The sequence below is a fragment of the Pseudomonas sp. 14P_8.1_Bac3 genome, assembly GCF_025466085.1.
Lineage (GTDB): Bacteria > Pseudomonadota > Gammaproteobacteria > Pseudomonadales > Pseudomonadaceae > Aquipseudomonas.
This window is the reverse complement of record NZ_JANLOD010000047.1, coordinates 104,551-128,110: the sequence shown is the minus strand read 5'-3', so window position 1 is coordinate 128,110 and position 23,560 is coordinate 104,551. Positions and strand designations below refer to the sequence as shown.

Here is a 23,560-nt window from a genome sequence, read left to right as displayed (position 1 = left end):
GCTCCTACAGGGGGATTGTATTTACTGGCGGCGCTGGATGAAGGCGCGAATCCGCTCAGCCGCTTCGACACATTCCGCCAGCGGCGCAACCAGCGCCATACGCACTCGACCGGCGCCGGGATTGTTGCCGTCGACTTCGCGAGACAGGTACGAACCCGGCACCACGGTCACGTGTTCTTCAACGAACAGATCACGGCAGAACGCTTCGTCATCGCCTTCAACATTCGGCCACAGGTAGAAACCGCCATCCGGACGCTGCACATCCAGCACCGGGCTGAGGATTTCCAGCACCGCGTCGTATTTCTCGCGGTACAGCGCACGGTTGGCGCGTACATGCACTTCGTCATTCCACGCGGCGACACTCGCGAGTTGGGTCTGAACCGGCATCGCGCAGCCGTGGTAAGTGCGGTACAGCAGGAAGCCCTTGAGAACGTCGGCGTCACCGGCCACAAACCCCGAACGCAAGCCCGGCAAATTGGAGCGCTTGGACAGGCTGTGGAACACCACGCAACGCTTGAAGTCTTTGCGGCCCAGGTCCACGCAGGCACTGAGCAGGCCGGCCGGTGGCGTCTGTTCGTCGAAGTACAGCTCGCTGTAGCACTCGTCCGCCGCGATCACGAAGTCATACTCATCGGCCAGGGCGATCAGTTTCTTCAGGGTTTCCACCGGGATCAGCGCGCCGGTCGGGTTACCTGGGGAGCAAAGGAACAGAATCTGGCAGCGTTTCCAGATGTCCGGGGACACCGCATCGAAATCCGGATTGAAACCGTTCTCGTCCAGGCACGGCAGGTAATGCGGCTGGGCACCGGCAAGGAACGCCGCGCCTTCATAGATCTGATAGAACGGGTTCGGGCTGACCACCAGCGCATCGTCGCCGCGGTTGACCACGGTCTGGGTAAAGGCGAACAACGCCTCGCGGGTGCCGTTGACCGGGAGCACGTTGCGCGCCGGGTCGAGCCAGCCATTGGGCACGTTGAAACGGCGCTCGCACCAGGCGGCGATGGCTTCACGCAGGGCCGGGATACCCAGGGTGGTCGGGTAAACGGCCATCTGATCCAGATTGTTCGCCAGGGCTTCGGCGACAAAGCTCGGCGAACGGTGCTTCGGCTCGCCGATGGACAGGGCGATCGGGCGTTTGTCCGGGTTTGGCGTGACGCTGCCGAGCAGGGCGCGGAGCTTTTCGAACGGGTAGGGCTGCAGCTGGGACAAGGCGTTGTTCATGGTAGATCTCGTTCGGTGTCCCCTCTTTAGGAGCGAGCTTGCTCGCGATGGTCGTCAACGATAACGCGGGGTATCAGATCACCCGTATCGTCTGGGCCACCTTCGCGAGCAAGCTCGCTCCTACAAGGGGGGAGGGCTGGTTGATTCAGATACTGATGCGCGACAGTTTGATATCGGGTTCCTGGTTGACGCTCAGTTGTTCGACGATCGCATCCTGCAAGCGGCTGCACAGCAACGGGTCGGACAACGGCTGGTTGTGGGCGTCGGTGATGAAGAACACGTCTTCCACGCGCTCGCCGAGGGTCGCGATCTTGGCGTTTTGCAGCGACAAATCGAACTCCAGGAAAATCGTCCCGATCCGCGCCAGCAAGCCCGGGCGGTCCGGGGCGCTGAGCTCCAGTACCGTGACCGGCCGCTGGGCGTCGTTGTGGATCGTCACCTGGGGCGCGAAGGCAAAGTGCTTGAGCTGGCGCGGCACGCGACGCTGGATGATCGTCGGGTAGTCGTCCGGGTTGCGCAGGGCCTCCGTCAGGCCTTCGCGGATCTGTTTGACCCGCGCCGGGTTGTCACCGATCGAGTCGCCGTCAGTGTCCAGCACGATGTAGGTGTCGAGGGTGAACTGGCTGCTGGAAGTGATGACCCGGGCGTCGTGAATGTTCAGGTTCAACTGGTCCATCGCCGCCACGGTCACGGCGAAGAAGTCGTGCTGGTCCGGCGCATAGATGAAGATCTGCGTACCGCCCTCGAATTCGCGCTGGGTGGTTTCCTTGATCAGCACCAGTGGGCCGCCGTCGGCGGGCTGCTGCAGGATCGCGTCGGTGTGCCAGGCCACGTCGCCGGCGGTATGACGCAGGAAATAGTCATCACCCAACTGCGCCCAGAGCTGTTCGACATCGTCGGGATCGTTGCCGCCGCGCACCAGGATGTCCAGGGCGGCGCTCTGGGTCTGGCGGATCTGCTCTTCGCGGTCCACCGGGTTTTCCAGGCCACGGCGCAAGGCACGCTTGGTCTCGGTGTAGAGCTGACGCAACAGGCTGGCCCGCCAGGAATTCCACAGTGTCGGGTTGGTCGCGTTGATGTCGGCGACGGTCAGCACGTACAGGTAGTCGAGGCGCGTTTCGTCAACGACGATCTGCGCAAAGTCGTGGATCACCTGCGGGTCGGACAAGTCCTTGCGCTGGGCGGTGGTCGACATCACCAGATGGTTCTGCACCAGCCAGACGATCAGGCGGCTGTCCCATACCGGCAGTTGGTGGCGCTGGCAAAAGGCCTCGGCGTCCACCGCGCCGATTTCCGAGTGATCGCCGTGCCGGCCCTTGCCGATGTCGTGGTACAGACCGGCGAGGTAGATCAGTTCGGGCTTGGGCAGCTTGCCCATGAGTTTGCTGGCCAGCGGGAATTTTTCCGACACCTGGGTGTACTGCAACTTACGCAGGTGCTTGATCAGGTTCAGCGTGTGCGCATCGACCGTATAGATGTGAAACAGGTCGTGCTGCATCTGCCCGACAATGAAACCGAACTCCGGCAGATAGCGCCCGAGGATGCCGTAACGGTTCATCCGCCGCAGATTGCGGTGGATGCCGATCTTGCACTTGAACAGCTCGATGAACAGGCTGGTGTTGCGAATGTCATTGCGGAAATCGTCGTCGATCAGGTGACGGTTTTCCCGCAGCAGACGAATGGTATCGGCGCGCACGCCCTTGATTTCCGGCTGCTGCGCCATCAACACGAAGATCTCGAGCATGGCGAACGGCGTACGGCGGAACACGTTGTCGTTGCGCGCCTCGATGTAGCCGTCGTGCAGCTGGAACCGCGAGTTGATCGGTTGCGGCGGCGCTTCATCTTCCGGCGCGAGAATCACTTCTTCGAAGTGCTGGATGATCAGGTCGCTGAGCTGCGCGATGCTCATGACCACCCGGTAATACTGCTGCATGAAGTTTTCGATGGCTTGCTTGGCGTCATCGCCTTCGAAGCCCAGCAGGCCCGCGATCGAGCGCTGGTGGTCGAACAGCAGGCGGTCTTCGGCGCGCCCGGCAAGCATGTGCAGCGCGTAACGCACTTTCCACAGGAATTCCTGGGAGGAGGCCAGCAAGGCGTTTTCGCTTTCGACCAGAAAACCTTCGCCCGCCAGCGCCCGCAGGTTCAGGGTGCCGTATTCGCGACGGGCCACCCACAGAATGGTCTGAATATCCCGCAGTCCGCCGGGCGAGCCTTTGACGTTGGGTTCCAGGTTGTATTCGGTGTCGTTGTACTTGTGGTGGCGGGCCTTTTGCTCGGCACGCTTGGCGAGGAAGAACTCCTTGCTCGGCCACATGTGCGCGGTGCTGGTGACGTCCAGCATGCGCTGGCGCAGGCGCTCTGGGCCGGCGATGGTGCGGCTTTCCATCAGGTTGGTGATCACCGTCAGGTCGGCGCGGGCTTCCACGGCACATTCGTCAACGGAGCGAACGCTCTGACCGACTTCCAGGCCAATGTCCCACAGCAGCGTCAGAAAACGCTCAATGGAATCGCGGAAAACTTCGTGGTCGGCGCTGTCCAGCAGAATCAGCAGGTCGATGTCGGAATAAGGGTGCAACTCGCCGCGCCCGTAGCCGCCGACCGCGACCAGCGCGATGTCGGCGTCTTCACTCCAGTTGAACTGTTCCCAGGCCTTTTGCAGGATGTTGTCGACGAACCAGGCGCGATCCTCGATCAGTCGGCGAATCTCCCGGCCGCTGCGAAAGCGCCCGTCGAGCACCTCGCGGGCCTGGCGGATCGCCTTCTTGAAAGCCGCGATCGGGCTGGCTTTCAGGGCCAGTTCAGCCTGGAACTGGCCACGGTCGAAGAGTTCGGGATCCACCTGCGGCATCGATTGGCTTTCCTTTCTATAAGGCTGGGATTTGCTCGGGTTGGATCAGGCCGATACGCGCGGGATGGTGTCATCGCTGCGCAGGGTGAAAATCTCGTAGCCAGTCTCGGTCACCACCAGGGTGTGTTCCCACTGGGCCGACAGCTTGCGGTCCTTGGTGATGGCGGTCCAGCCGTCGCCCAACACCTTGGTGTCGGCCTTGCCCTGGTTGATCATCGGCTCGATGGTGAAGGTCATGCCGGCCTGCAGTTCCATGCCGGTGCCAGCGCGGCCGTAGTGCAGAATCTGCGGCTCTTCGTGGAACACCTTGCCGATGCCATGACCGCAGAACTCGCGGACCACTGAGAAACCGTTCTTTTCGGCATGCTTCTGAATCACTTCACCGATGTCGCCCAGGCGGCAGCCGGGTTTGACGATCTCGATGGCCTTGTACATGCATTCCTGGGTGACTTGCGACAGGCGCTCGGCCCAGACCGGCACGGTGCCGACGTGGAACATGCGGCTGGTATCGCCGTGGTAGCCATCTTTAATGACGGTGACGTCGATGTTCAGCGTGTCGCCATCCTTCAACGGCTTCTCGTTCGGAATGCCGTGGCAGACCACGTGGTTGATCGAGGTGCAGATCGACTTCGGGTAGCCTTTGTAGTTGAGCGGGGCGGGGATAGCCTGCTGCACGTTGACGATGTAGTCGTGACAGATGCGGTCCAGCTCTTCGGTGGTGATGCCCGGCTTGACATGTTCAGCAATCATTTCCAGCACATCGGCGGCCAGTTTGCCGGCGACGCGCATTTTTGCGATGTCCTCGGGGGTTTTGAGGGTGACGGTCATACAGGCTCTCTTTGCGCTCGATGGCGCTTGCTAACACGGAATGGGCAGTTTGCGATCAATTCGTCGCCGCCCTGAAAAACGCGATTCTAACAGACGATCAGCGCAAATCTGAGCCTCTGTGCATCGCTTCTCTCTATGGTCTCTCTATAGATAGGTGCATTCTTGAGCGATTCCAAGGGCGTACATAAAGGCACGCGTCAGGAATCGAGAATCCGGGTTCCGTTTTTTCCTACCCTGTGATATAAAATGCGCCGCTTTCCGGGGATACCCCGAAAGGCTTAAATCCACACACGTGTCGACACGATGACCTGGGTGCCTTCAGCTGATGCTGCTGGTTGGTCATTGGGATACGTGGAGGCCAAACCCGACTTATTAAGGAACTATCATGTCCCAAGTCAACATGCGCGATATGCTGAAGGCCGGTGTGCACTTCGGTCACCAGACCCGTTACTGGAACCCGAAAATGGGTAAATACATTTTCGGCGCGCGTAACAAGATCCACATCATCAACCTTGAAAAAACCCTGCCAATGTTCAACGAAGCTCTGACTTTCGTAGAGCGCCTGGCCCAGGGCAAAAACAAGATTCTGTTCGTCGGCACCAAGCGTTCCGCTGGCAAGATCGTTGCTGAAGAAGCAGCACGTTGCGGTTCGCCGTACGTCGATCACCGGTGGTTGGGCGGCATGCTGACCAACTTCAAAACCATCCGTGCTTCCATCAAGCGTCTGCGTGACCTTGAAGTGCAAGCTGAAGACGGTACTTTCGCCAAGCTGACCAAGAAAGAAGCGCTGATGCGCACTCGCGATCTTGAGAAGCTCGATCGTTCCCTGGGTGGTATCAAGGACATGGGCGGTCTGCCAGACGCTCTGTTCGTTATCGACGTTGATCACGAGCGCATCGCGATCACCGAAGCCAACAAGCTGGGCATCCCGGTTATCGGCGTAGTCGATACCAACAGCAGCCCGGAAGGCGTTGACTACATCATCCCAGGCAACGATGACGCAATCCGCGCTATCCAGCTGTACATGGGTTCGATGGCTGACGCTGTTATCCGCGGTCGCAACCACGTTGCTGGTGGCACCGAGCAGTTCGTCGAAGAAGCTCCGGCAGCTGCAGCTGAGTAATTGACGCCTTGGCGTTGACTCAGTAAGCAAAAAGGGGGCTTGGCCCCCTTTTTGCCACCTCGAAAACCATTTGTCGGCAGCGCAGCTACAGCTTCTGTAACGTGCAGCGGCTAACAAAGGTGGTTCGGGAAGAATTGAACGCCCGTTCGATCGGGTGGAATGGTTGAAAACCTATCCAAGAGGAATTTTGAAATGGCAGAGATTACTGCAGCGTTGGTCAAAGAACTGCGCGAGCGTACTGGCGAAGGCATGATGGATTGCAAAAAGGCCTTGACCAAGGCTGGCGGCGACATCGAAAAAGCCATTGATGACATGCGTGCTTCGGGCGCCATCAAGGCTGCCAAGAAAGCAGGCAACGTCGCTGCTGAAGGCGCTATCGCGCTGAAGGAAGACGGTAAATCCGCCGTTCTTCTGGAAGTGAACTCGCAGACCGACTTCCTGGCTCTTCAGGACGACTTCAAGGCATTCGTGGCTTCCAGCGTTGAAAAAGCATTCGCTGACAAGCTGACTGATGTCGCTCCGCTGATCGAAGCTCAAGAAGCCGATCGTCTGGTGCTGGTCGGCAAGGTTGGCGAAAACGTCAACATCCGTCGCCTGACCCGCGTTGAGGGTGATGTGGTTGGTGGTTACCTGCACGGTAACAAGATCGGTGTTGCGGTTGTTCTGAAGGGCGGCAACGTTGAGCTGGCCAAAGACATCGCCATGCACGTAGCGGCCAGCAACCCTGAGTTCCTGCTGCCATCGGAAGTTTCCGCTGAAGCGATCGAGCGCGAAAAAGCCGTGTTCCTGCAGCTGAACGAAGAAAAAATCAAAGGCAAGCCAGAAAACATTGTTGAAAACATGGTCAAAGGCCGTATCAGCAAGTTCTTGGCTGAAGCGAGCCTGGTTGAGCAGGCGTTCGTCAAGAACCCTGAAATCAAGGTTGGCGAACTGGCCAAGAAAGCCGGTGCTGAAATCGTTTCCTTCACCTACTTCAAAGTAGGCGAAGGCATCGAGAAGCCGGTCGACAACTTCGCTGAAGAAGTTGCTGCCCAGCTGGCTGCCGCCAAGCAATAAGACGGTTTTTAACTGTCGCCCTGAAGAGGCTGCCCGCTTACGCGCGCAGCCTCTTTTCAGATGGGGTACCAAGTTTTTATTGGTTTCCCTTTGGAACTGGCTTACAAAGCCATGTTCCGATGGCGCTGAAGCAGCGCCAAGCTAGAGTGAACGCCAGCTGTAAACAGCTCGCAAAGAATTTTTAAAATACGCCGCAGGAGAGATTCGCAATGGCTCAGCAGGGCAGTGGTTATCAGGCTCGCTATAAACGCATTCTACTCAAGCTTAGCGGCGAGGCCCTGATGGGCTCGGAAGAGTTCGGGATCGATCCGAAAGTTCTGGATCGCATGGCACTGGAAGTCGGCCAGTTGGTCGGTATCGGTGTCCAGGTCGGTCTGGTGATTGGCGGCGGCAACCTGTTCCGCGGTGCAGCGCTGAGCGCGGCCGGCATGGATCGGGTTACCGGTGACCACATGGGCATGCTGGCCACTGTGATGAACGCCCTCGCGATGCGTGATGCGCTGGAACGTGCCAATATCTCGGCCATCGTGATGTCGGCCATTTCCATGGTCGGCGTGACTGACCACTACGACCGCCGCAAAGCCATGCGCCACCTGAACGCCAAGGAAGTCGTGATCTTCGCGGCCGGTACCGGCAATCCGTTCTTCACCACGGATTCGGCAGCCTGCTTGCGTGCGATCGAAATCGACGCCGACGTCGTGTTGAAAGCGACCAAGGTCGATGGTGTCTACACCGCCGATCCATTCAAGGACCCGCATGCCGAGAAGTTCGATCATCTGACCTACGATGAAGTACTGGATCGCAAGCTGGGTGTGATGGATCTGACGGCCATTTGCCTGTGCCGCGACCACAAGATGCCGTTGCGCGTATTTAACATGAACAAGCCCGGCGCCCTGCTGAACATCGTGCATGGCGGCGCTGAAGGGACCCTGATCGAGGAAGGCCAACAATGATCAACGAAATCAAGAAAGACGCTCAAGAGCGCATGCAGAAATCCGTCGAATCCCTGGCGCACAACTTCGGTCGCATTCGTACCGGCCAGGCGCATCCGAGCATTCTGGAAGGCGTGATGGTGCCGTATTACGGTTCCGACACCCCGATCAAGCAAGTGGCGAACATCACCGTCAAAGATGCCCGTACCCTGCAAGTGGTTGCCTTTGAGCGCAACATGCTCGGTGCTGTCGACAAGGCCATCGGTAGCGCGGGTCTGAACCTCAACCCGACCAACCTGGGTGAGTTGCTGCTGATCTCCATGCCGGCCCTGACCGAAGAAACCCGCAAGGGCTTCACCAAGCAGGCTCGTGATGTTGCCGAGGACGCCCGTGTTGCCGTGCGCAACATTCGTCGTGACGCGAACAGCCAGCTCAAGGATCTGGTCAAGGAAAAGGAAATCAGCGAAGACGAAGAGCGTCGCGCCACCGGCGAAATTGACGACCTGACCAAAAAATACGTGGCTGAAATCGACGCGAATTTGGCGAAGAAAGAAAAAGACCTGATGGCCGTATAAGGGTCGCATTTTCATGGAAAAGACCAAGCAGGGTGCGCCGTCCTCGGTGCCGCGCCATGTCGCGATCATCATGGATGGTAATAATCGCTGGGCGAAAAAACGCTTTATGCCGGGTGTCGCCGGGCATAAAGCGGGTGTTGATGCGGTTCGTGCAGTGATCGAAGTGTGTGCCGAAGCCAAGGTCGAGGTATTGACCCTGTTTGCCTTTTCCAGTGAGAACTGGCAGCGCCCGGCCGATGAAGTCAGTGCCTTGATGGACCTTTTCTTCAAGGCGTTGCGTCGCGAGGCCAAGCGCCTGAACGACAACAACATCAGTCTGCGCATCATTGGCGATCGTTCGCGCTTTCACCCGGAGCTTCAGGCAGCCATGCGTGAAGCCGAGGCAATGACGGCGGGGGCGAATCGCTTCGTCCTGCAGATCGCCGCCAACTACGGCGGTCAGTGGGACATCGCGCAAGCCGCACAGCGTTTGGCGCGGGAAGTCCAGGCCGGCCATCTGCGCCCGGAAGACATTACCCCGGAGCTGTTGCAAACCTGTCTGGCCACCGGCGACCTGCCGTTGCCGGACCTGTGCATTCGTACCGGTGGCGAACACCGCATCAGTAACTTCCTGCTGTGGCAACTGGCCTACGCCGAGTTGTACTTCTCCGACCTGTTCTGGCCGGACTTCAAACACGACGCCATGCGCACCGCGCTGGCCGATTTCGCTTCTCGCCAGCGCCGCTTCGGTAAAACGAGCGAGCAGGTCGAGGCTGGAGCCCGGGTTTAATGCTTAAACAACGAATCATCACTGCGCTGATCCTGCTGCCGATCGCCTTGTGCGGGTTTTTCCTGCTCGAAGGCTCCGGCTTCGCGCTGTTCATCGGGCTGGTCGTGACCCTCGGTGCCTGGGAATGGGCGCGACTGGCCGGTTTTGAAGCTCAATCGATTCGCGTCGCCTTTGCAGCGGTGGTCGCGTTGATGTTGTTCGTCATGTACATCCTGCCGGGGTTGGCGCCCTGGGTGCTCGGCGCTTCGGTGCTGTGGTGGGCCGTGGCGACGTACCTGGTGCTGACCTATCCGCGCTCCAGCGAACTCTGGTCCAGTGCTGCCTGCAAGCTGGCGATCGGCCTGCTGATCCTGCTGCCCGCGTGGCAAGGTCTGGTCCAGATCAAGCAGGAGCCCTTGGGCAACTGGCTGATCATGGCGGTGATGGTGCTGGTCTGGGGCGCTGACATCGGTGCCTATTTTTCCGGTCGCGCATTCGGCAAGCGCAAGCTCGCGCCGCTGGTCAGTCCCGGCAAGAGCTGGGAAGGCGTGTACGGCGGCCTGGCGTTGAGTCTCGTGATCACCCTCATCGTCGGCCTGGTTCGCGACTGGACGGTTGCCGAGCTGTTCAAGGGCTTGATCGGCGCGGCCATCATCGTCTTCATCTCGGTGGTGGGCGACCTCACCGAAAGCATGTTCAAGCGCCAGTCCGGAATCAAGGACAGCAGTAATTTGCTGCCGGGTCACGGCGGTGTACTGGATCGCATCGACAGCCTGACCGCCGCGATCCCTGTATTCGCCGTGCTGTTGTGGATGGCGGCACCGTGAGCCGCCCGCAGCAAATCACCGTTCTGGGGGCAACCGGTTCGATCGGTCTGAGCACGCTCGATGTCATTGCCCGTCATCCCGAGCGTTATCAGGTGTTTGCCTTGAGCGGCTTCACGCGTTTGAGCGAGTTGCTTGCGCTCTGCGTCCGCTATTCGCCGAAGTTCGCCGTAGTGCCGGAGCAGGGCGCTGCCCGAGTGTTGCAGGACGACTTGCGTGCCGCCGGTTTGTCGACTCGCGTTCTGGTCGGGGAGGATGGTCTGTGTCAGGTCGCTTCCGATCCTGAAGTCGACACGGTCATGGCGGCCATCGTTGGAGCGGCGGGCTTGCGTCCGACGCTGGCGGCGGTGGAGGCAGGCAAGAAAATCCTCCTGGCCAATAAAGAAGCGCTGGTGATGTCCGGCGCGCTGTTCATGCAAGCGGTGCGTAAAAGCGGTTCGGTCTTGCTGCCGATCGACAGCGAGCACAACGCGATTTTCCAGTGCATGCCGCAAGATTTCTCCCGTGGGCTCGGAGTGGTGGGGGTGCGTCGGATTCTGCTGACAGCCTCTGGTGGTCCGTTCCGACAGACACCGCTGGCCGAACTGGCCAATGTGACTCCTGATCAAGCCTGTGCGCATCCGACCTGGTCCATGGGGCGCAAGATTTCGGTGGATTCAGCAAGCATGATGAACAAGGGGCTCGAACTGATCGAGGCCTGCTGGCTGTTCGATGCCAGGCCGTCTCAGGTTGAAGTGGTGATTCACCCGCAAAGCGTGATTCATTCGCTGGTCGACTACATCGACGGTTCGGTACTGGCCCAACTGGGCAACCCCGACATGCGCACGCCGATCGCCAATGCCCTGGCCTGGCCTGAGCGCATCGATTCGGGTGTGGCACCGCTGGACCTGTTCGCCATCGCCCGCCTGGATTTTCAGGCTCCCGATGAAGAGCGTTTTCCGTGCCTGCGCCTGGCGCGTCAGGCCGCTGAGGCCGGTAACAGTGCGCCAGCCATGCTGAATGCCGCGAATGAAGTGGCGGTCGCGGCCTTTCTCGACGGGCGGGTTCGCTATCTGGAAATCGCGAGTATCATCGAAGAGGTATTGAATCTCGAGCCTGTGGTTGCGGTGGATGATCTCGAAGCGGTGTTCACGGCTGACGCGAAAGCGCGAGTCCTGGTCGAACAATGGCTGAGTCGTCACGGGCGGTAAGTGCTGAAACACGTTGACCCATGCAGCACTGGATAGGATTGCGGAGAAAATAGATGAGCGCGCTCTATATGATTGTCGGCACCCTGGTAGCCCTGGGCGTGCTGGTCACCTTCCACGAGTTCGGCCATTTCTGGGTCGCGCGTCGCTGTGGGGTCAAAGTGCTGCGTTTCTCCGTGGGCTTCGGCATGCCATTGCTGCGCTGGCACGACAAGAAAGGCACTGAGTTCGTCGTCGCCGCGATCCCCCTGGGCGGCTACGTGAAGATGCTCGACGAGCGCGAAGGCGAAGTTCCAGTCGATCAGCTCGATCAGTCGTTCAACCGCAAGTCCGTCCGCCAGCGCATTGCCATTGTGTCGGCTGGGCCGATTGCCAACTTCTTACTGGCGATGATTTTTTTCTGGGTGCTCGCGATGCTCGGCAGCGAGCAGGTGCGCCCGGTCATTGGTGCCGTTGAATCCGGCAGCATCGCGGCGCAGGCCGGTTTGAGCCCGGGCCAGGAAATTGTCGCCATCGATGGCGAGCCGACGTCGGGTTGGGGGGCGGTGAATCTGCAGCTGGTGCGTCGTCTCGGTGAGAGCGGTTCACTTCAGGTGCTGGTCCGTGAGCAAGGTTCCGCGGCGGATTCGCCCCGTGAGCTGGTACTGGACAAATGGCTCAAGGGGGCCGACGAGCCGGATCCGATCCGTTCGCTGGGTATTCGCCCATGGCGTCCGGCATTGCCCCCGGTCCTGGCTGAACTCGATCCGAAAGGCCCGGCACAGGCTGCCGGCCTGAAGACTGGCGACCGCTTGCTGGCGCTGGATGGCAAGGCGGTCGATGACTGGCAACAGGTCGTCGACAGTGTTCGTATGCATCCGGATACCAAAATTCTGCTGCGGGTCGAGCGCGATGGTGCTCAAATCGACGTCCCTGTGACCCTGGCCGCTCGCGGCGAAAGCAAGGCACCCAGTGGTTATCTGGGCGCCGGGGTGAAGCCGATCGACTGGCCGCCCGAGATGGTTCGCGAGGTCAGTTACGGGCCTTTGGCAGCGATTGGCGAAGGGGCGCGACGCACCTGGACCATGAGCGTACTGACCCTCGATTCGCTCAAGAAAATGTTGTTCGGCGAGCTCTCGGTAAAAAACTTGAGTGGACCGATAACCATTGCTAAAGTGGCGGGCGCTTCTGCCCAGTCGGGCGTCGCTGATTTCCTGAATTTCCTTGCTTATCTGAGTATTAGCCTGGGGGTTCTGAATTTGTTGCCCATTCCTGTACTGGATGGGGGGCATTTGTTGTTTTATCTGATCGAGTGGGCGCGTGGTCGTCCCTTGTCAGATCGGGTGCAGGGTTGGGGGATACAGATCGGCATCAGTTTGGTGGTCGGGGTGATGTTGCTTGCTCTGGTCAATGATTTGGGCCGTCTGTAACACTTCGCTGAATTGCGAATCTGCCGCATTTTGCGGCAGTTTGTTTATTGCCAGTTGGAATAAGAAAGGACTTCATGAAACGTCTGCTGCTAACTGCGGTTCTCACCGTATTGATGATCGCCGAAGTTCACGCCGAGTCCTTCACTATCTCTGATATTCGCGTCAATGGCCTCCAGCGGGTCTCCGCGGGTAGCGTCTTTGGTGCCTTGCCGTTGAACGTCGGTGAACAGGCGGATGATCGTCGCCTGGTGGAATCCACTCGTGCGCTGTTCAAAACCGGGTTCTTTCAAGATATCCAGCTGGGCCGCGATGGCAACGTCCTGGTCATCACGGTAGTCGAACGCCCGTCAGTCGCGAGTATCGAGATCGAGGGTAACAAGGCGATCTCCACTGAAGACCTGATGAAAGGCCTCAAGCAATCCGGTCTGGCCGAAGGCGAGATCTTCCAGCGCGCCACCCTCGAAGGCGTGCGTAACGAACTGCAACGCCAATACGTCGCCCAAGGTCGCTACTCGGCCACCGTCGATACCGAAGTGGTGCCGCAGCCGCGCAACCGCGTTGGCCTCAAGGTCAACATCAATGAAGGCACCGTCGCGGCCATCCAGCACATCAACGTGGTGGGTAACACCGTCTTCCCTGATGACGACCTGATCGACCTGTTCGAACTCAAGACCACCAACTGGTTGTCGTTCTTCAAGAACGACGACAAGTATGCTCGCGAAAAACTGTCCGGTGACCTGGAACGTCTGCGTTCGTACTACCTGGACCGCGGCTATATCAACATGGATATCGCGTCGACCCAGGTGTCCATCACCCCGGACAAGAAACACGTCTACATCACCGTCAACGTCAACGAAGGGGAGAAATACACCGTTCGTGACGTCAAGCTCAGCGGTGACCTGAAAGTCCCTGAAGACCAGGTCAAATCGTTGCTGTTGGTGCAAAAAGGTCAGGTGTTCTCGCGCAAGCTGATGACCACTACCTCCGAACTGATCACCCGCCGTCTGGGTAACGAGGGCTATACCTTCGCCAACGTCAACGGCGTGCCTCAGCCTCACGATGAAGACCACACCGTAGACATCACTTTCGCCGTCGATCCGGGCAAGCGTGCCTATGTCAACCGCATCAACTTCCGCGGCAACACCAAGTCCGAGGACGAAGTGCTGCGCCGTGAAATGCGTCAGATGGAAGGTGGCTGGGCTTCGACTTATCTGATCGACCAGTCCAAGACCCGTCTTGAGCGCCTGGGCTTCTTCAAGGAAGTCAACGTCGAAACCCCGGCCGTTCCGGGTGTCGATGACCAGGTTGACGTGAACTACACCGTTGAAGAACAAGCGTCCGGTTCGATTACCGCCAGCGTCGGCTTCGCACAGAGCGCTGGTCTGATCCTCGGTGGTTCGATCACCCAGAACAACTTCCTGGGTACCGGTAACAAAGTCAGCGTCGGCTTGACCCGTAGTGAATACCAGAGCCGCTATAACTTCGGTTATGTCGACCCCTACTGGACCGCTGACGGTGTGAGCCTGGGTTACAATGCGTTCTATCGCACCACCGATTACAAAGACCTCGACGTCGACGTAGCCAGCTATGCCGTGGACAGCCTGGGTGCTGGCGTAAGCGTCGGTTACCCGATCAGCGAAACATCGCGTCTGACCTTCGGCCTGACCGCACAACAGGACAAGATCAAGACTGGCCTGTACACCGTTGACGAGATCTTCGACTTCGTTAACAAGGAAGGCGACAACTACCTGAACTTCAAGGCGTCGGCCGGTTGGTCCGAATCGACCTTGAACAAAGGCGTGCTGGCGACCCGTGGTCATTCCCAAAGCCTGGTGCTGGAAACCACTACCCCTGGCAGCGACCTGTCGTTCTTCAAACTCGACTACCGTGGCCAGCTGTTCCAGCCGCTGAGCGAAAACTACACCATGCGTCTGCACACCGAACTCGGTTATGGCGATGGTTACGGTTCGACCGACGGCTTGCCGTTCTATGAAAACTACTATGCTGGTGGTTTCAACTCGGTTCGTGGCTTCAAGGACAGCACCCTGGGTCCTCGCAGTACGCCGAGTCGTGGCACCAACCCGGGTACGGCGCTTGACCCGGACCAGGATCCGCTGCCGTTTGGTGGTAACGTCCTGATCCAGGGCGGTGTCGAGGTTCTGTTCCCTCTGCCGTTCGTGAAGGATCAGCGTTCCCTGCGTACCTCGGTATTCTGGGACGTGGGTAACGTATTTGACTCGCAGTGCAAAGACACCACCAATGCGAACGGTTCATCGTCCAATACCAAGTGCAACGACATCAGCCTGAGCAACATGGCCAGTTCTGTCGGTGTGGGTGTGACATGGGTTACCGCGTTGGGGCCTCTGAGTTTCGCGTTGGCCATGCCGGTCAAGAAACCGGATCAGGCTGAAACTCAAGTGTTCCAATTCTCCCTCGGCCAGACGTTCTAAGCGTCTGACCCAAGATAACGACAATGGATTTTGTAGGAGTGCATCGTGCGTAAGTTGACTCAATTGGTTCTCCTGGCGACCGTACTGGTAGCGGGTCCGGCTTTTGCCGATATGAAAATCGCCGTTCTGAACTATCAGATGGCTCTGCTGGAATCCGACGCGGCCAAGAAATACGCCGTGGATGCCGAGAAGAAGTTCGGCCCGCAGCTGACCAAGCTCAAGACACTGGAAAGCAGTGCCAAAGGCATTCAGGACCGTCTGATGGCGGGTGGCGACAAGATGCAGCAAGGCGAGCGTGAGCGTCTGGAGCTCGAATTCAAGCAAAAGGCCCGTGACTTCCAGTTCCAGTCCAAGGAACTGAACGAAGCCAAAGCCGTTGCTGACCGTGAAATGCTGAAGCAGCTCAAGCCGAAACTGGACAGTGCTGTGGAAGAAGTCATCAAGAAAGGTGCTTTTGACCTGGTCTTCGAGCGTGGCGCAGTGATTGATGTCAAACCTCAGTACGACATCACTCGCCAGGTTATCGAGCGCATGAATCAGCTGAAGTAATCATGACAGCGACCCTAAAGCTCGGCCAATTGGCCGAGTTCCTCGGCGCCACCCTGCGTGGCGATCCGGAGAAGGAAATTACTGGGCTAGCCACTTTGCAAGAGGCTGGCCCAGCTCAGTTGAGCTTTCTGGCAAATCCTCAATACCGTAAATACCTGGCGGACAGCCGGGCCGCAGCCCTGTTGCTGAAGGCCGCTGACGCCGAAGGTTTTTGCGGTGATGCGCTGGTCGTTCCCGACCCTTACCTGGCTTATGCACGTATTTCCCACCTGTTCGATCCCAAGCCCAAGGCGGCGGTCGGTATTCACCCGACAGCGGTCGTTGCCGATGACGCGGTGGTCGATCCGGCGGCGAGTATTGGTGCCTTTGCCGTCATCGAAAGCGGCGCGCGTATTGCCGCGGGTGTGACCGTTGGTGCGCATTGCTTCATCGGTGCCCGTAGCGAGATTGGCGAGGGCGGCTGGCTGGCCCCGAAAGTCACGCTGTATCACGACGTGCGGATCGGCAAGCGGGTGGTGATTCAGTCGGGTGCGGTTCTGGGGGGCGAAGGTTTCGGTTTTGCCAACGAGAAAGGCATCTGGCAGAAAATCGCCCAGATTGGCGGGGTCCTGGTGGGTGACGATGTGGAGATTGGCGTGAACACCGCCATCGACCGTGGTGCATTGGCGGATACCGTCATCGGTAATGGCGTCAAGCTCGACAATCAGATTCAGATCGCCCACAACGTCCAGATCGGGGATCACACGGCCATGGCCGCGTGTGTGGGAATTTCCGGCAGCACCAAGATCGGCAAGCATTGCATGCTCGCCGGTGGCGTTGGGCTGGTGGGGCACATCGAAATTTGTGACAAGGTTTTCATCACCGGAATGACGATGGTGACCCACTCGATTACCGAGCCGGGTTCCTATTCTTCCGGTACGGCCATGCAACCGGCTGCCGAATGGCGCAAAAGCGCGGCACGTATCCGTCAGCTCGATGACATCGCACGGCGGCTGCGACAGCTGGAAAAGCGGTCCGGGGAAGTGACCCCTGACGGTAATGCTTCATCAGATGGCTGATACCATTTCCATATCAAGTGTGCACAGCCGCTAGACTGCCTCCTTGATTTGCTAGAGGAGCGCGCGTCAGTCGCGCGTTCCCAATCTTTACATAGGCTTCCCCCCGAAATGATGGACATCAACGAGATACGCGAATACCTGCCTCACCGTTACCCGTTCCTGCTGGTGGACCGGGTCGTGGATCTGGATGTGGAAGGCAAGCGCATTCGCGCCTACAAGAATGTCAGCATCAACGAGCCGTTCTTCAATGGTCACTTCCCTGCGCATCCAATCATGCCGGGCGTGCTGATCATCGAAGCGATGGCCCAGGCTGCCGGGATCCTTGGTTTCAAGATGCTCGACGTGAAACCGGCAGACGGCACCCTTTATTACTTCGTCGGTTCCGACAAGCTGCGCTTCCGCCAGCCAGTGCTGCCGGGTGATCAACTGATCCTCGAAGCCAAGTTCCTGAGCTGCAAGCGCCAGATCTGGAAGTTCGAATGCCAGGCCTCGGTCGACGGCAAGCCAGTCTGCTCCGCTGAAATCATCTGTGCGGAACGTAAACTATGAGTTTGATTGACCCTCGCGCAATCATCGATCCGACGGCCATCCTGGCTGACGGCGTCGAGGTCGGCCCGTGGTCGATCATCGGCGCAGGTGTGGAAATCGGCGAGGGGACAGTGATCGGGCCGCACGTGATTCTCAAGGGCCCGACCCGAATCGGTAAGCACAATCGCATCTACCAGTTTTCTTCGGTAGGCGAGGACACGCCCGATCTGAAATACAAGGGCGAAGAAACCCGTCTGGTCATCGGCGACCATAACGTCATCCGTGAAGGCGTGACGATTCATCGCGGGACCATTCAGGACCGTTCGGAAACGACCCTGGGCGATCACAACCTGATCATGGCCTATGCCCACATCGGCCACGACAGCGTTATCGGCAACCACTGCATCCTGGTCAACAACACCGCGCTTGCGGGTCATGTGCACGTTGAAGACTGGGCGATCCTCTCCGGTTTCACCCTGGTTCACCAGTATTGCCACATCGGCGCCCACAGCTTCTCCGGCATGGGTACCGCCATCGGCAAAGACGTTCCAGCGTACGTCACCGTGTTCGGCAACCCGGCCGAAGCGCGCAGCATGAACTTCGAAGGCATGCGCCGTCGTGGTTTCAGCGAAGATGCGATCCACGCCCTGCGTCGTGCCTACAAGGTGGTTTACCGCCAGGGCCTGACGGTTGAACAGGCGCTTGCCGAGCTGGCCGAACCTTCGGCGCAGTTCCCGGAAGTTGCGGTGTTCCGTGATTCCATCCAGTCTTCGACCCGCGGCATCACGCGTTAACCATGGCTACTCTGCGTGTTGCGCTGGTAGCGGGTGAAGCTTCCGGTGACATTCTGGGCGCCGGTCTCATGCGTGCGCTCAAGGCACAGCATCCGGCGGTCGAGTTCATTGGGGTTGGCGGTCCGCTGATGCAGGCCGAAGGTCTGACCTCGTATTTCCCGATGGAACGTCTCTCGGTCATGGGCCTGGTGGAAGTGCTGGGCCGACTGCGCGAGTTGCTCAAGCGTCGGAAAAAGCTGGTCGCCGACCTCATCGCCGAGAAGCCGGACGTGTTCATCGGTATCGATGCGCCGGACTTCAACCTCAATATCGAACTCAAGCTGCGTCAGGCCGGGATCAAGACCGTGCATTACGTCAGCCCGTCGGTGTGGGCGTGGCGGCAGAAGCGAGTGCTGAAAATTCGCGAAGGCTGCGACCTGATGCTCACGCTGTTTCCGTTCGAGGCCAAATTCTATGAAGAGAAAGGCGTCCCGGTGCGGTTTGTCGGGCATTCCCTGGCCGATGCGATCCCGCTCGAAGCCGACCGTGCCGCGGCACGCGCCGAACTCGGTCTGCCTGACGGACCGTTGGTCGCGTTGATGCCGGGCAGCCGCGGCGGCGAAGTCGGTCGTCTGGGGGCGTTGTTCCTCGATACCGCCCAGCGCCTTCGCGCCCTGCGGCCTGGCGTACGCTTCGTGATGCCATGCGCCAGCCCGGAGCGCCGCAAGCAACTCGAAGAATTGCTGGCCGGTCGCGATTTGCCGTTGACCCTGCTCGACGGCAAGTCCCATCTGGCACTGGCCGCCTGCGACGCCGTGTTGATTGCCTCCGGAACGGCTACCCTTGAAGCGCTGTTGTACAAACGGCCGATGGTCGTCGCTTACCGTCTGGCGCCCCTGACGTTCTGGATTCTCAAACGCATGGTCAAAAGCCCCTACGTTTCGTTGCCAAACCTGTTGGCCCAGCGCCTGTTGGTGCCCGAGTTGCTGCAGGACGACGCGACGGTTGAAGCGCTCGCCCAGACGCTGTCGCCGCTGATCGAAGGCGGCGAGGAGCAGACTCGCGGCTTTGACCAGATTCACCGGACCTTGCGTCTGGACGCCTCGAACCAGGCTGCGGACGCAGTGCTGAAGCTGATTGGCCAAGTACAATGAGTAAAACCACGATGCAAATGGGGCTGGATTTCACCTTGGTCGCTGAAGTCGAAGATCTGGTTGCCGGTGTTGACGAAGTCGGTCGCGGCCCGCTCTGTGGTGCCGTGGTGACCGCAGCGGTGATCCTCGACCCGAACCGCCCGATCCTTGGCCTGAACGATTCGAAAAAGCTCACCGAGGCTCGCCGCGAAAAGCTCTACGACGAAATCTGTGAAAAGGCCCTGAGCTGGTGCATCGCTCGCGCCGAAGTCGAGGAAATCGACGAGCTGAACATCCTCCACGCGACCATGCTGGCCATGCAGCGTGCGATTGAAGGCCTGCACATTCAGCCAAAACTGGCGATGATCGACGGTAACCGTTGCCCGAAACTGTCCATGCGCGCCGAAGCGGTGATCCAGGGCGACGGCAAAGTGCCGGCCATCGCTGCCGCGTCGATTCTGGCCAAGGTCAGCCGCGACCGGGAGATGGCCGCGTTCGAGCTGATTTACCCGGGCTACGGCATCGGCGGCCACAAAGGCTACCCGACGCCCGTTCATCTGGAAGCACTCGCTCGCCTGGGGCCGACCCCGATTCACCGCCGCTCGTTCGCGCCGGTGCGGCTGGCGTACGAAGCGCGTGAAAGCCTCATGGAGAATTAGTCGCAAGGCTGATGTTTTTGCCAAGGCCCGGTACAATCCGGGCCTTGTTGTTTTCATGACTTAACGCAGGATCACTATGCCGGCTTCATTCGTTCATCTACGCCTGCACACTGAATATTCCCTGGTCGACGGTCTGGTGCGGATCAAACCGCTGGTCAAGACCCTGGTCGGCATGAACATGCCTGCCGTAGCGGTCACCGACCAGAACAACATGTGTTCCCTGGTCAAATTCTATAAAGCCGCCATGGGCGCGGGCATCAAGCCGATCTGCGGCGCCGACCTGTGGCTGTCGAACAAGGATCCGGACGGCGCGTTGAGCCGGATCAGCCTGCTGGCCATGAACGCCGTGGGTTATCGCAACCTCACCGAGCTGATCTCCCGTGGCTTCATTGAGGGCCAGCGCAACGGCTCGATCATCATCGAGCGCGAGTGGGTGGCGGAGGCCAGCGACGGCTTGATCATGCTCTCGGCAGCGAAAGAGGGCGAGATCGGCATGGCGATGCTGGGCGGTAATCCCGCCGAAGCCGAAACCCTGGCCCGCGAATGGATGGCGGTGTTCCCGGACCGTTTCTATCTGGAAATCCAGCGCACCAATCGCCCTTACGACGAAGAACAATTGCACGGCGCCGTGGCCCTGGCCGAGAAACTCGGTGCGCCGCTGGTGGCAACCAACGATGTGCGCTTTATCAAGCAGGAAGATTTTGCCGCGCACGAAACCCGCGTTTGCATCGGTGAGGGTCGCGCCCTCGACGATCCGCGGCGCTCGAAGAATTACAGCGATCAGCAATACCTCAAAAGCGCCGAGGAAATGGCCGAGCTGTTCAGCGACATTCCCGAGGCACTGGAAAACACCGTCGAGATCGCCAAACGCTGCAACATCGAAGTGAAACTGGGCACGCACTTCCTGCCCAATTTCCCGATTCCCGATGGCATGACCATCGACGAGTATTTCCGCAAGGTGTCCTTCGATGGTCTGGAAGAGCGCCTTTCCGTCCTGCTGCCCCGGGACACAACCGAGGATTACGAGGCCAAGCGTCAGGTCTATGTCGACCGGCTGAATTTCGAGCTGGATATCATCATCCAGATGGGCTTTCCTGGTTACTTCCTGATCGTTATGGACTTCATCCAGTGGGCCAAGAACAACGGCGTACCGGTGGGTCCGGGCCGTGGGTCGGGTGCCGGGTCGCTGGTAGCCTACGTGCAGAAAATCACCGACCTCGACCCACTGGAATACGACCTGCTGTTCGAACGTTTCCTTAACCCGGAACGGGTTTCCATGCCCGACTTCGACGTCGACTTCTGCATGGACGGCCGCGACCGCGTGATCGATTACGTGGCCGAGAAATATGGTCGCAACGCGGTAAGCCAGATCATCACCTTCGGTTCCATGGCGGCAAAAGCCGTGGTCCGTGACGTGGCGCGGGTGCAGGGCAAGTCCTACGGGCTGGCGGATCGTCTGTCGAAGATGATTCCGTTCGAAGTCGGCATGACCCTGGAAAAAGCCTACGAGCAGGAAGAAATCCTCCGTGATTTCATCAAGGTCGATGAAGAGGCCGCGGAAATCTGGGAGATGGCGCGCAAACTTGAAGGCGTTGTGCGTAACGTCGGCAAGCACGCCGGTGGTGTGGTCATCGCACCGACCAAACTGACCGATTTTTCGCCGATCTATTGCGACGAAGCCGGCGATGGTCTGGTAACCCAGTTCGACAAGGATGACGTCGAGGCGGCCGGCCTGGTGAAGTTCGACTTCCTTGGGCTGCGTACCCTGACGATCATCGACTGGGCGCTGAAAACCATCAACCGAGACCGCGCCAAGGTCAACGAGCCGCCGCTGGACATCGCGTTCATTCCGCTGGATGACAAGCCTACCTACCAGTTGCTGCAGAAAGCTGAAACCACCGCGGTGTTCCAGCTCGAGTCGCGCGGCATGAAAGAGCTGATCAAAAAGCTCAAGCCCGACTGCCTGGAAGACTTGATCGCACTGGTGGCCCTGTTCCGTCCGGGGCCATTGCAGTCCGGCATGGTGGATGACTTCATCAACCGTAAGCACGGTCGCGCCGAGCTCGCGTATCCGCACTCGGACTACCAGTACGAAGGCCTCAAGCCGGTACTGGCGCCGACTTACGGCATCATCCTGTACCAGGAACAGGTTATGCAGATTGCTCAGGTCATGGCCGGATACACCCTCGGCGGTGCGGACATGCTGCGTCGGGCCATGGGTAAGAAAAAGCCCGAAGAAATGGCCAAGCAGCGGGGCGGCTTCATTGAAGGTTGCGCCACCAACAATATCGACGCCGACCTGGCCGGTAACATTTTCGACCTGGTGGAAAAATTCGCCGGTTACGGCTTCAACAAATCCCACTCCGCCGCCTACGGCCTGGTTTCGTACCAGACCGCCTGGCTGAAGGCGCACTACCCGGCACCGTTCATGGCGGCGGTACTCTCGGCGGATATGCACAACACCGACAAGGTCGTGACCTTGATCGAAGAAGTGCGGACCATGAAGCTGCGCCTCGACGCGCCGGACGTGAACACGTCGGAGTTCAAGTTCACGGTGAACGACGAAGGCCGCATCATTTATGGGCTCGGCGCCATCAAGGGCGTGGGCGAAGGGCCGGTCGAAGCGATTACCGAGGCGCGCCAGGACGGGCCGTTCAAAGACCTGTTCGATTTCTGCGCCCGGGTCGATCTCAAGCGCATCAACAAACGCACCCTCGACGGTTTGATCCGCAGCGGTGCGCTGGATCGCCTGGGTCCGTATTTCCATGACGAACCGAAAGCCTATCAAGCGAGCATCGACCAGAACCGTGCGGTCCTGCTGAATGCGATGGAAGGGGCGATCAAGGCCGCTGAACAAACCGCGCGCACCCATGACAGTGGGCATGCCGACCTGTTTGGCGGTTTGTTCGTCGAAGAAGACGCCGACGTTTACGCCAGTCACCGCAAGGCCAAGGAACTGACCCTCAAGGAACGCCTGAAAGGGGAGAAAGACACCCTGGGCCTGTACCTGACCGGTCACCCGATCGACGAGTACGAAGGCGAGATCCGCCGTTTCGCCCGTCAGCGCATCATCGACCTCAAGCCGGCCCGGGATACCCAGACAGTGGCGGGCATGATCATCGCGCTGCGGGTGATGAAGAACAAAAAGGGCGACAAGATGGGCTTCATCACCCTCGACGACCGCTCTGGCCGGATCGAAGCCTCGCTGTTCGCCGACGCATTCCATTCGGCGCAGTCGCTGTTGCAGACGGATGCGATGGTGGTGGTCGAAGGCGAGGTCAGCAACGACGACTTCTCCGGTGGGTTGCGCCTGCGGGTCAAGCGGGTGATGAGCATGGAAGATGCGCGCACCAATCTGGCCGAAAGCCTGCGCCTGAAACTGCAGACCAAGGATTTGAAAGGCGATCAGCTACGCTGGCTGGGTGAGTTGTTCAAACGCCACCGCGGTGCGTGCCCGATCACCATGGAGTACACGAGCCCCGATGCCAAGGCCTTGCTGCAGTTCGGCGAGACCTGGCGGATCGACCCGGCGGATGCATTGATTCAAGCCCTGCGTGACCAGTTCGGGCGAGACAACGTCTTCCTCCAATACCGTTGACGGTCAGGCCTCATTCGTTCGCCTGATCTCGACCTGAATTTTTAATCTCGACCTGAACGCG

The 23,560-nt window shown here is 59.3% G+C and carries 19 protein-coding genes; 16 read left to right on the top strand and 3 right to left on the bottom strand.

Features of this window, described 5'->3' with window-relative positions; all coding sequences use genetic code 11:
- Positions 1-21 precede the first annotated feature (21 nt).
- The 3 genes from dapC to map form a co-directional block, all read right to left on the bottom strand.
- Positions 22-1,221, bottom strand: a complete 1,200-nt coding sequence (gene dapC, locus NTD84_RS12755) for a succinyldiaminopimelate transaminase (protein WP_262165822.1) — start codon at positions 1,219-1,221, stop codon at positions 22-24.
- Between the two features lie 145 nt (positions 1,222-1,366).
- Positions 1,367-4,069, bottom strand: a complete 2,703-nt coding sequence (locus NTD84_RS12750; RefSeq protein WP_262165821.1) for a [protein-PII] uridylyltransferase — start codon at positions 4,067-4,069, stop codon at positions 1,367-1,369.
- Positions 4,070-4,114: 45 nt separating this feature from the next.
- Entirely contained in the window at positions 4,115-4,897 is a 783-nt protein-coding gene (gene map / locus NTD84_RS12745) for a type I methionyl aminopeptidase (protein ID WP_262165820.1), read from the bottom strand.
- Positions 4,898-5,282: 385 nt separating this feature from the next.
- Here map and rpsB point away from each other — a divergent pair, with 385 nt between their 5' ends.
- The 16 genes from rpsB to dnaE all read left to right on the top strand — a co-directional run bounded on the left by rpsB (position 5,283) and on the right by dnaE (position 23,499).
- Positions 5,283-6,020, top strand: coding sequence for a 30S ribosomal protein S2 (gene rpsB, locus NTD84_RS12740; RefSeq protein WP_007907989.1), 738 nt, complete (start codon positions 5,283-5,285; stop codon positions 6,018-6,020).
- A 192-nt stretch (positions 6,021-6,212) separates the two neighbouring features.
- On the top strand, positions 6,213-7,076 hold the full coding sequence (gene tsf, locus NTD84_RS12735) for a translation elongation factor Ts (protein ID WP_262165819.1): 864 nt from the start codon (positions 6,213-6,215) through the stop codon (positions 7,074-7,076).
- Between the two features lie 209 nt (positions 7,077-7,285).
- Complete coding sequence (gene pyrH, locus NTD84_RS12730) at positions 7,286-8,029, top strand: UMP kinase (protein ID WP_003172271.1); 744 nt, start codon at positions 7,286-7,288, stop codon at positions 8,027-8,029.
- Positions 8,026-8,583 (top strand): ribosome recycling factor, encoded by a 558-nt coding sequence (frr, locus tag NTD84_RS12725; protein ID WP_262165818.1) that lies wholly within the window; start codon positions 8,026-8,028, stop codon positions 8,581-8,583. Before pyrH ends, frr begins: the two co-directional genes overlap by 4 nt.
- Positions 8,584-8,596: 13 nt before the next feature.
- Positions 8,597-9,352, top strand: coding sequence for a polyprenyl diphosphate synthase (uppS, locus tag NTD84_RS12720; RefSeq protein ID WP_262165817.1), 756 nt, complete (start codon positions 8,597-8,599; stop codon positions 9,350-9,352).
- A complete protein-coding gene (locus NTD84_RS12715) occupies positions 9,352-10,158 on the top strand; it encodes a phosphatidate cytidylyltransferase (protein ID WP_262165816.1) in 807 nt (268 codons plus the stop codon). The genes uppS and NTD84_RS12715 overlap by 1 nt, the downstream gene beginning before the upstream one ends.
- Positions 10,155-11,345 (top strand): 1-deoxy-D-xylulose-5-phosphate reductoisomerase, encoded by a 1,191-nt coding sequence (gene ispC, locus NTD84_RS12710; protein ID WP_262165815.1) that lies wholly within the window; start codon positions 10,155-10,157, stop codon positions 11,343-11,345. Before NTD84_RS12715 ends, ispC begins: the two co-directional genes overlap by 4 nt.
- A 53-nt stretch (positions 11,346-11,398) precedes the next feature.
- Positions 11,399-12,751, top strand: a complete 1,353-nt coding sequence (gene rseP, locus NTD84_RS12705) for a sigma E protease regulator RseP (protein ID WP_262165814.1) — start codon at positions 11,399-11,401, stop codon at positions 12,749-12,751.
- A gap of 74 nt (positions 12,752-12,825) precedes the next feature.
- The gene (gene bamA, locus NTD84_RS12700) at positions 12,826-15,201 is read left to right on the top strand and encodes an outer membrane protein assembly factor BamA (RefSeq protein ID WP_262165813.1); all 2,376 of its coding nucleotides are present in this window, start codon (positions 12,826-12,828) and stop codon (positions 15,199-15,201) included.
- Between the two features lie 45 nt (positions 15,202-15,246).
- Positions 15,247-15,750 carry an OmpH family outer membrane protein gene (locus NTD84_RS12695; protein ID WP_008028980.1) on the top strand — a complete coding sequence of 168 codons (504 nt, stop codon included), beginning with the start codon at positions 15,247-15,249 and terminating at the stop codon, positions 15,748-15,750.
- A 2-nt stretch (positions 15,751-15,752) separates the two neighbouring features.
- Positions 15,753-16,808: a UDP-3-O-(3-hydroxymyristoyl)glucosamine N-acyltransferase gene (gene lpxD / locus NTD84_RS12690; protein ID WP_262165812.1), complete on the top strand. Its 1,056-nt coding sequence runs from the start codon at positions 15,753-15,755 to the stop codon at positions 16,806-16,808.
- A gap of 108 nt (positions 16,809-16,916) precedes the next feature.
- Positions 16,917-17,357, top strand: a complete 441-nt coding sequence (gene fabZ / locus NTD84_RS12685) for a 3-hydroxyacyl-ACP dehydratase FabZ (protein ID WP_007907157.1) — start codon at positions 16,917-16,919, stop codon at positions 17,355-17,357.
- On the top strand, positions 17,354-18,130 hold the full coding sequence (gene lpxA, locus NTD84_RS12680; protein ID WP_262165811.1) for an acyl-ACP--UDP-N-acetylglucosamine O-acyltransferase: 777 nt from the start codon (positions 17,354-17,356) through the stop codon (positions 18,128-18,130). The genes fabZ and lpxA overlap by 4 nt, the downstream gene beginning before the upstream one ends.
- 2 nt (positions 18,131-18,132) lie before the next feature.
- Positions 18,133-19,263, top strand: coding sequence for a lipid-A-disaccharide synthase (gene lpxB / locus NTD84_RS12675; RefSeq protein WP_262165810.1), 1,131 nt, complete (start codon positions 18,133-18,135; stop codon positions 19,261-19,263).
- 11 nt (positions 19,264-19,274) lie between these two features.
- A complete protein-coding gene (rnhB, locus tag NTD84_RS12670; protein ID WP_262165916.1) occupies positions 19,275-19,901 on the top strand; it encodes a ribonuclease HII in 627 nt (208 codons plus the stop codon).
- Positions 19,902-19,977: 76 nt separating this feature from the next.
- Complete coding sequence (dnaE, locus tag NTD84_RS12665; protein WP_262165809.1) at positions 19,978-23,499, top strand: DNA polymerase III subunit alpha; 3,522 nt, start codon at positions 19,978-19,980, stop codon at positions 23,497-23,499.
- Positions 23,500-23,560: the final 61 nt, after the last annotated feature.

Coding starts and splice junctions, on each gene's coding strand:
- lpxD (WP_262165812.1), top strand. CDS start 15,753: ATGACAGCGACCCTAAAGCTCGGCCAATTGGCCGAGTTCCTCGGCGCC.
- rnhB (WP_262165916.1), top strand. CDS start 19,275: ATGCAAATGGGGCTGGATTTCACCTTGGTCGCTGAAGTCGAAGATCTG.
- uppS (WP_262165817.1), top strand. CDS start 8,597: ATGGAAAAGACCAAGCAGGGTGCGCCGTCCTCGGTGCCGCGCCATGTC.
- NTD84_RS12750 (WP_262165821.1), bottom strand. CDS start 4,069: ATGCCGCAGGTGGATCCCGAACTCTTCGACCGTGGCCAGTTCCAGGCT.
- map (WP_262165820.1), bottom strand. CDS start 4,897: ATGACCGTCACCCTCAAAACCCCCGAGGACATCGCAAAAATGCGCGTC.
- NTD84_RS12715 (WP_262165816.1), top strand. CDS start 9,352: ATGCTTAAACAACGAATCATCACTGCGCTGATCCTGCTGCCGATCGCC.
- frr (WP_262165818.1), top strand. CDS start 8,026: ATGATCAACGAAATCAAGAAAGACGCTCAAGAGCGCATGCAGAAATCC.
- bamA (WP_262165813.1), top strand. CDS start 12,826: ATGAAACGTCTGCTGCTAACTGCGGTTCTCACCGTATTGATGATCGCC.
- dapC (WP_262165822.1), bottom strand. CDS start 1,221: ATGAACAACGCCTTGTCCCAGCTGCAGCCCTACCCGTTCGAAAAGCTC.
- fabZ (WP_007907157.1), top strand. CDS start 16,917: ATGATGGACATCAACGAGATACGCGAATACCTGCCTCACCGTTACCCG.
- rseP (WP_262165814.1), top strand. CDS start 11,399: ATGAGCGCGCTCTATATGATTGTCGGCACCCTGGTAGCCCTGGGCGTG.
- lpxA (WP_262165811.1), top strand. CDS start 17,354: ATGAGTTTGATTGACCCTCGCGCAATCATCGATCCGACGGCCATCCTG.
- lpxB (WP_262165810.1), top strand. CDS start 18,133: ATGGCTACTCTGCGTGTTGCGCTGGTAGCGGGTGAAGCTTCCGGTGAC.
- rpsB (WP_007907989.1), top strand. CDS start 5,283: ATGTCCCAAGTCAACATGCGCGATATGCTGAAGGCCGGTGTGCACTTC.
- tsf (WP_262165819.1), top strand. CDS start 6,213: ATGGCAGAGATTACTGCAGCGTTGGTCAAAGAACTGCGCGAGCGTACT.
- dnaE (WP_262165809.1), top strand. CDS start 19,978: ATGCCGGCTTCATTCGTTCATCTACGCCTGCACACTGAATATTCCCTG.
- pyrH (WP_003172271.1), top strand. CDS start 7,286: ATGGCTCAGCAGGGCAGTGGTTATCAGGCTCGCTATAAACGCATTCTA.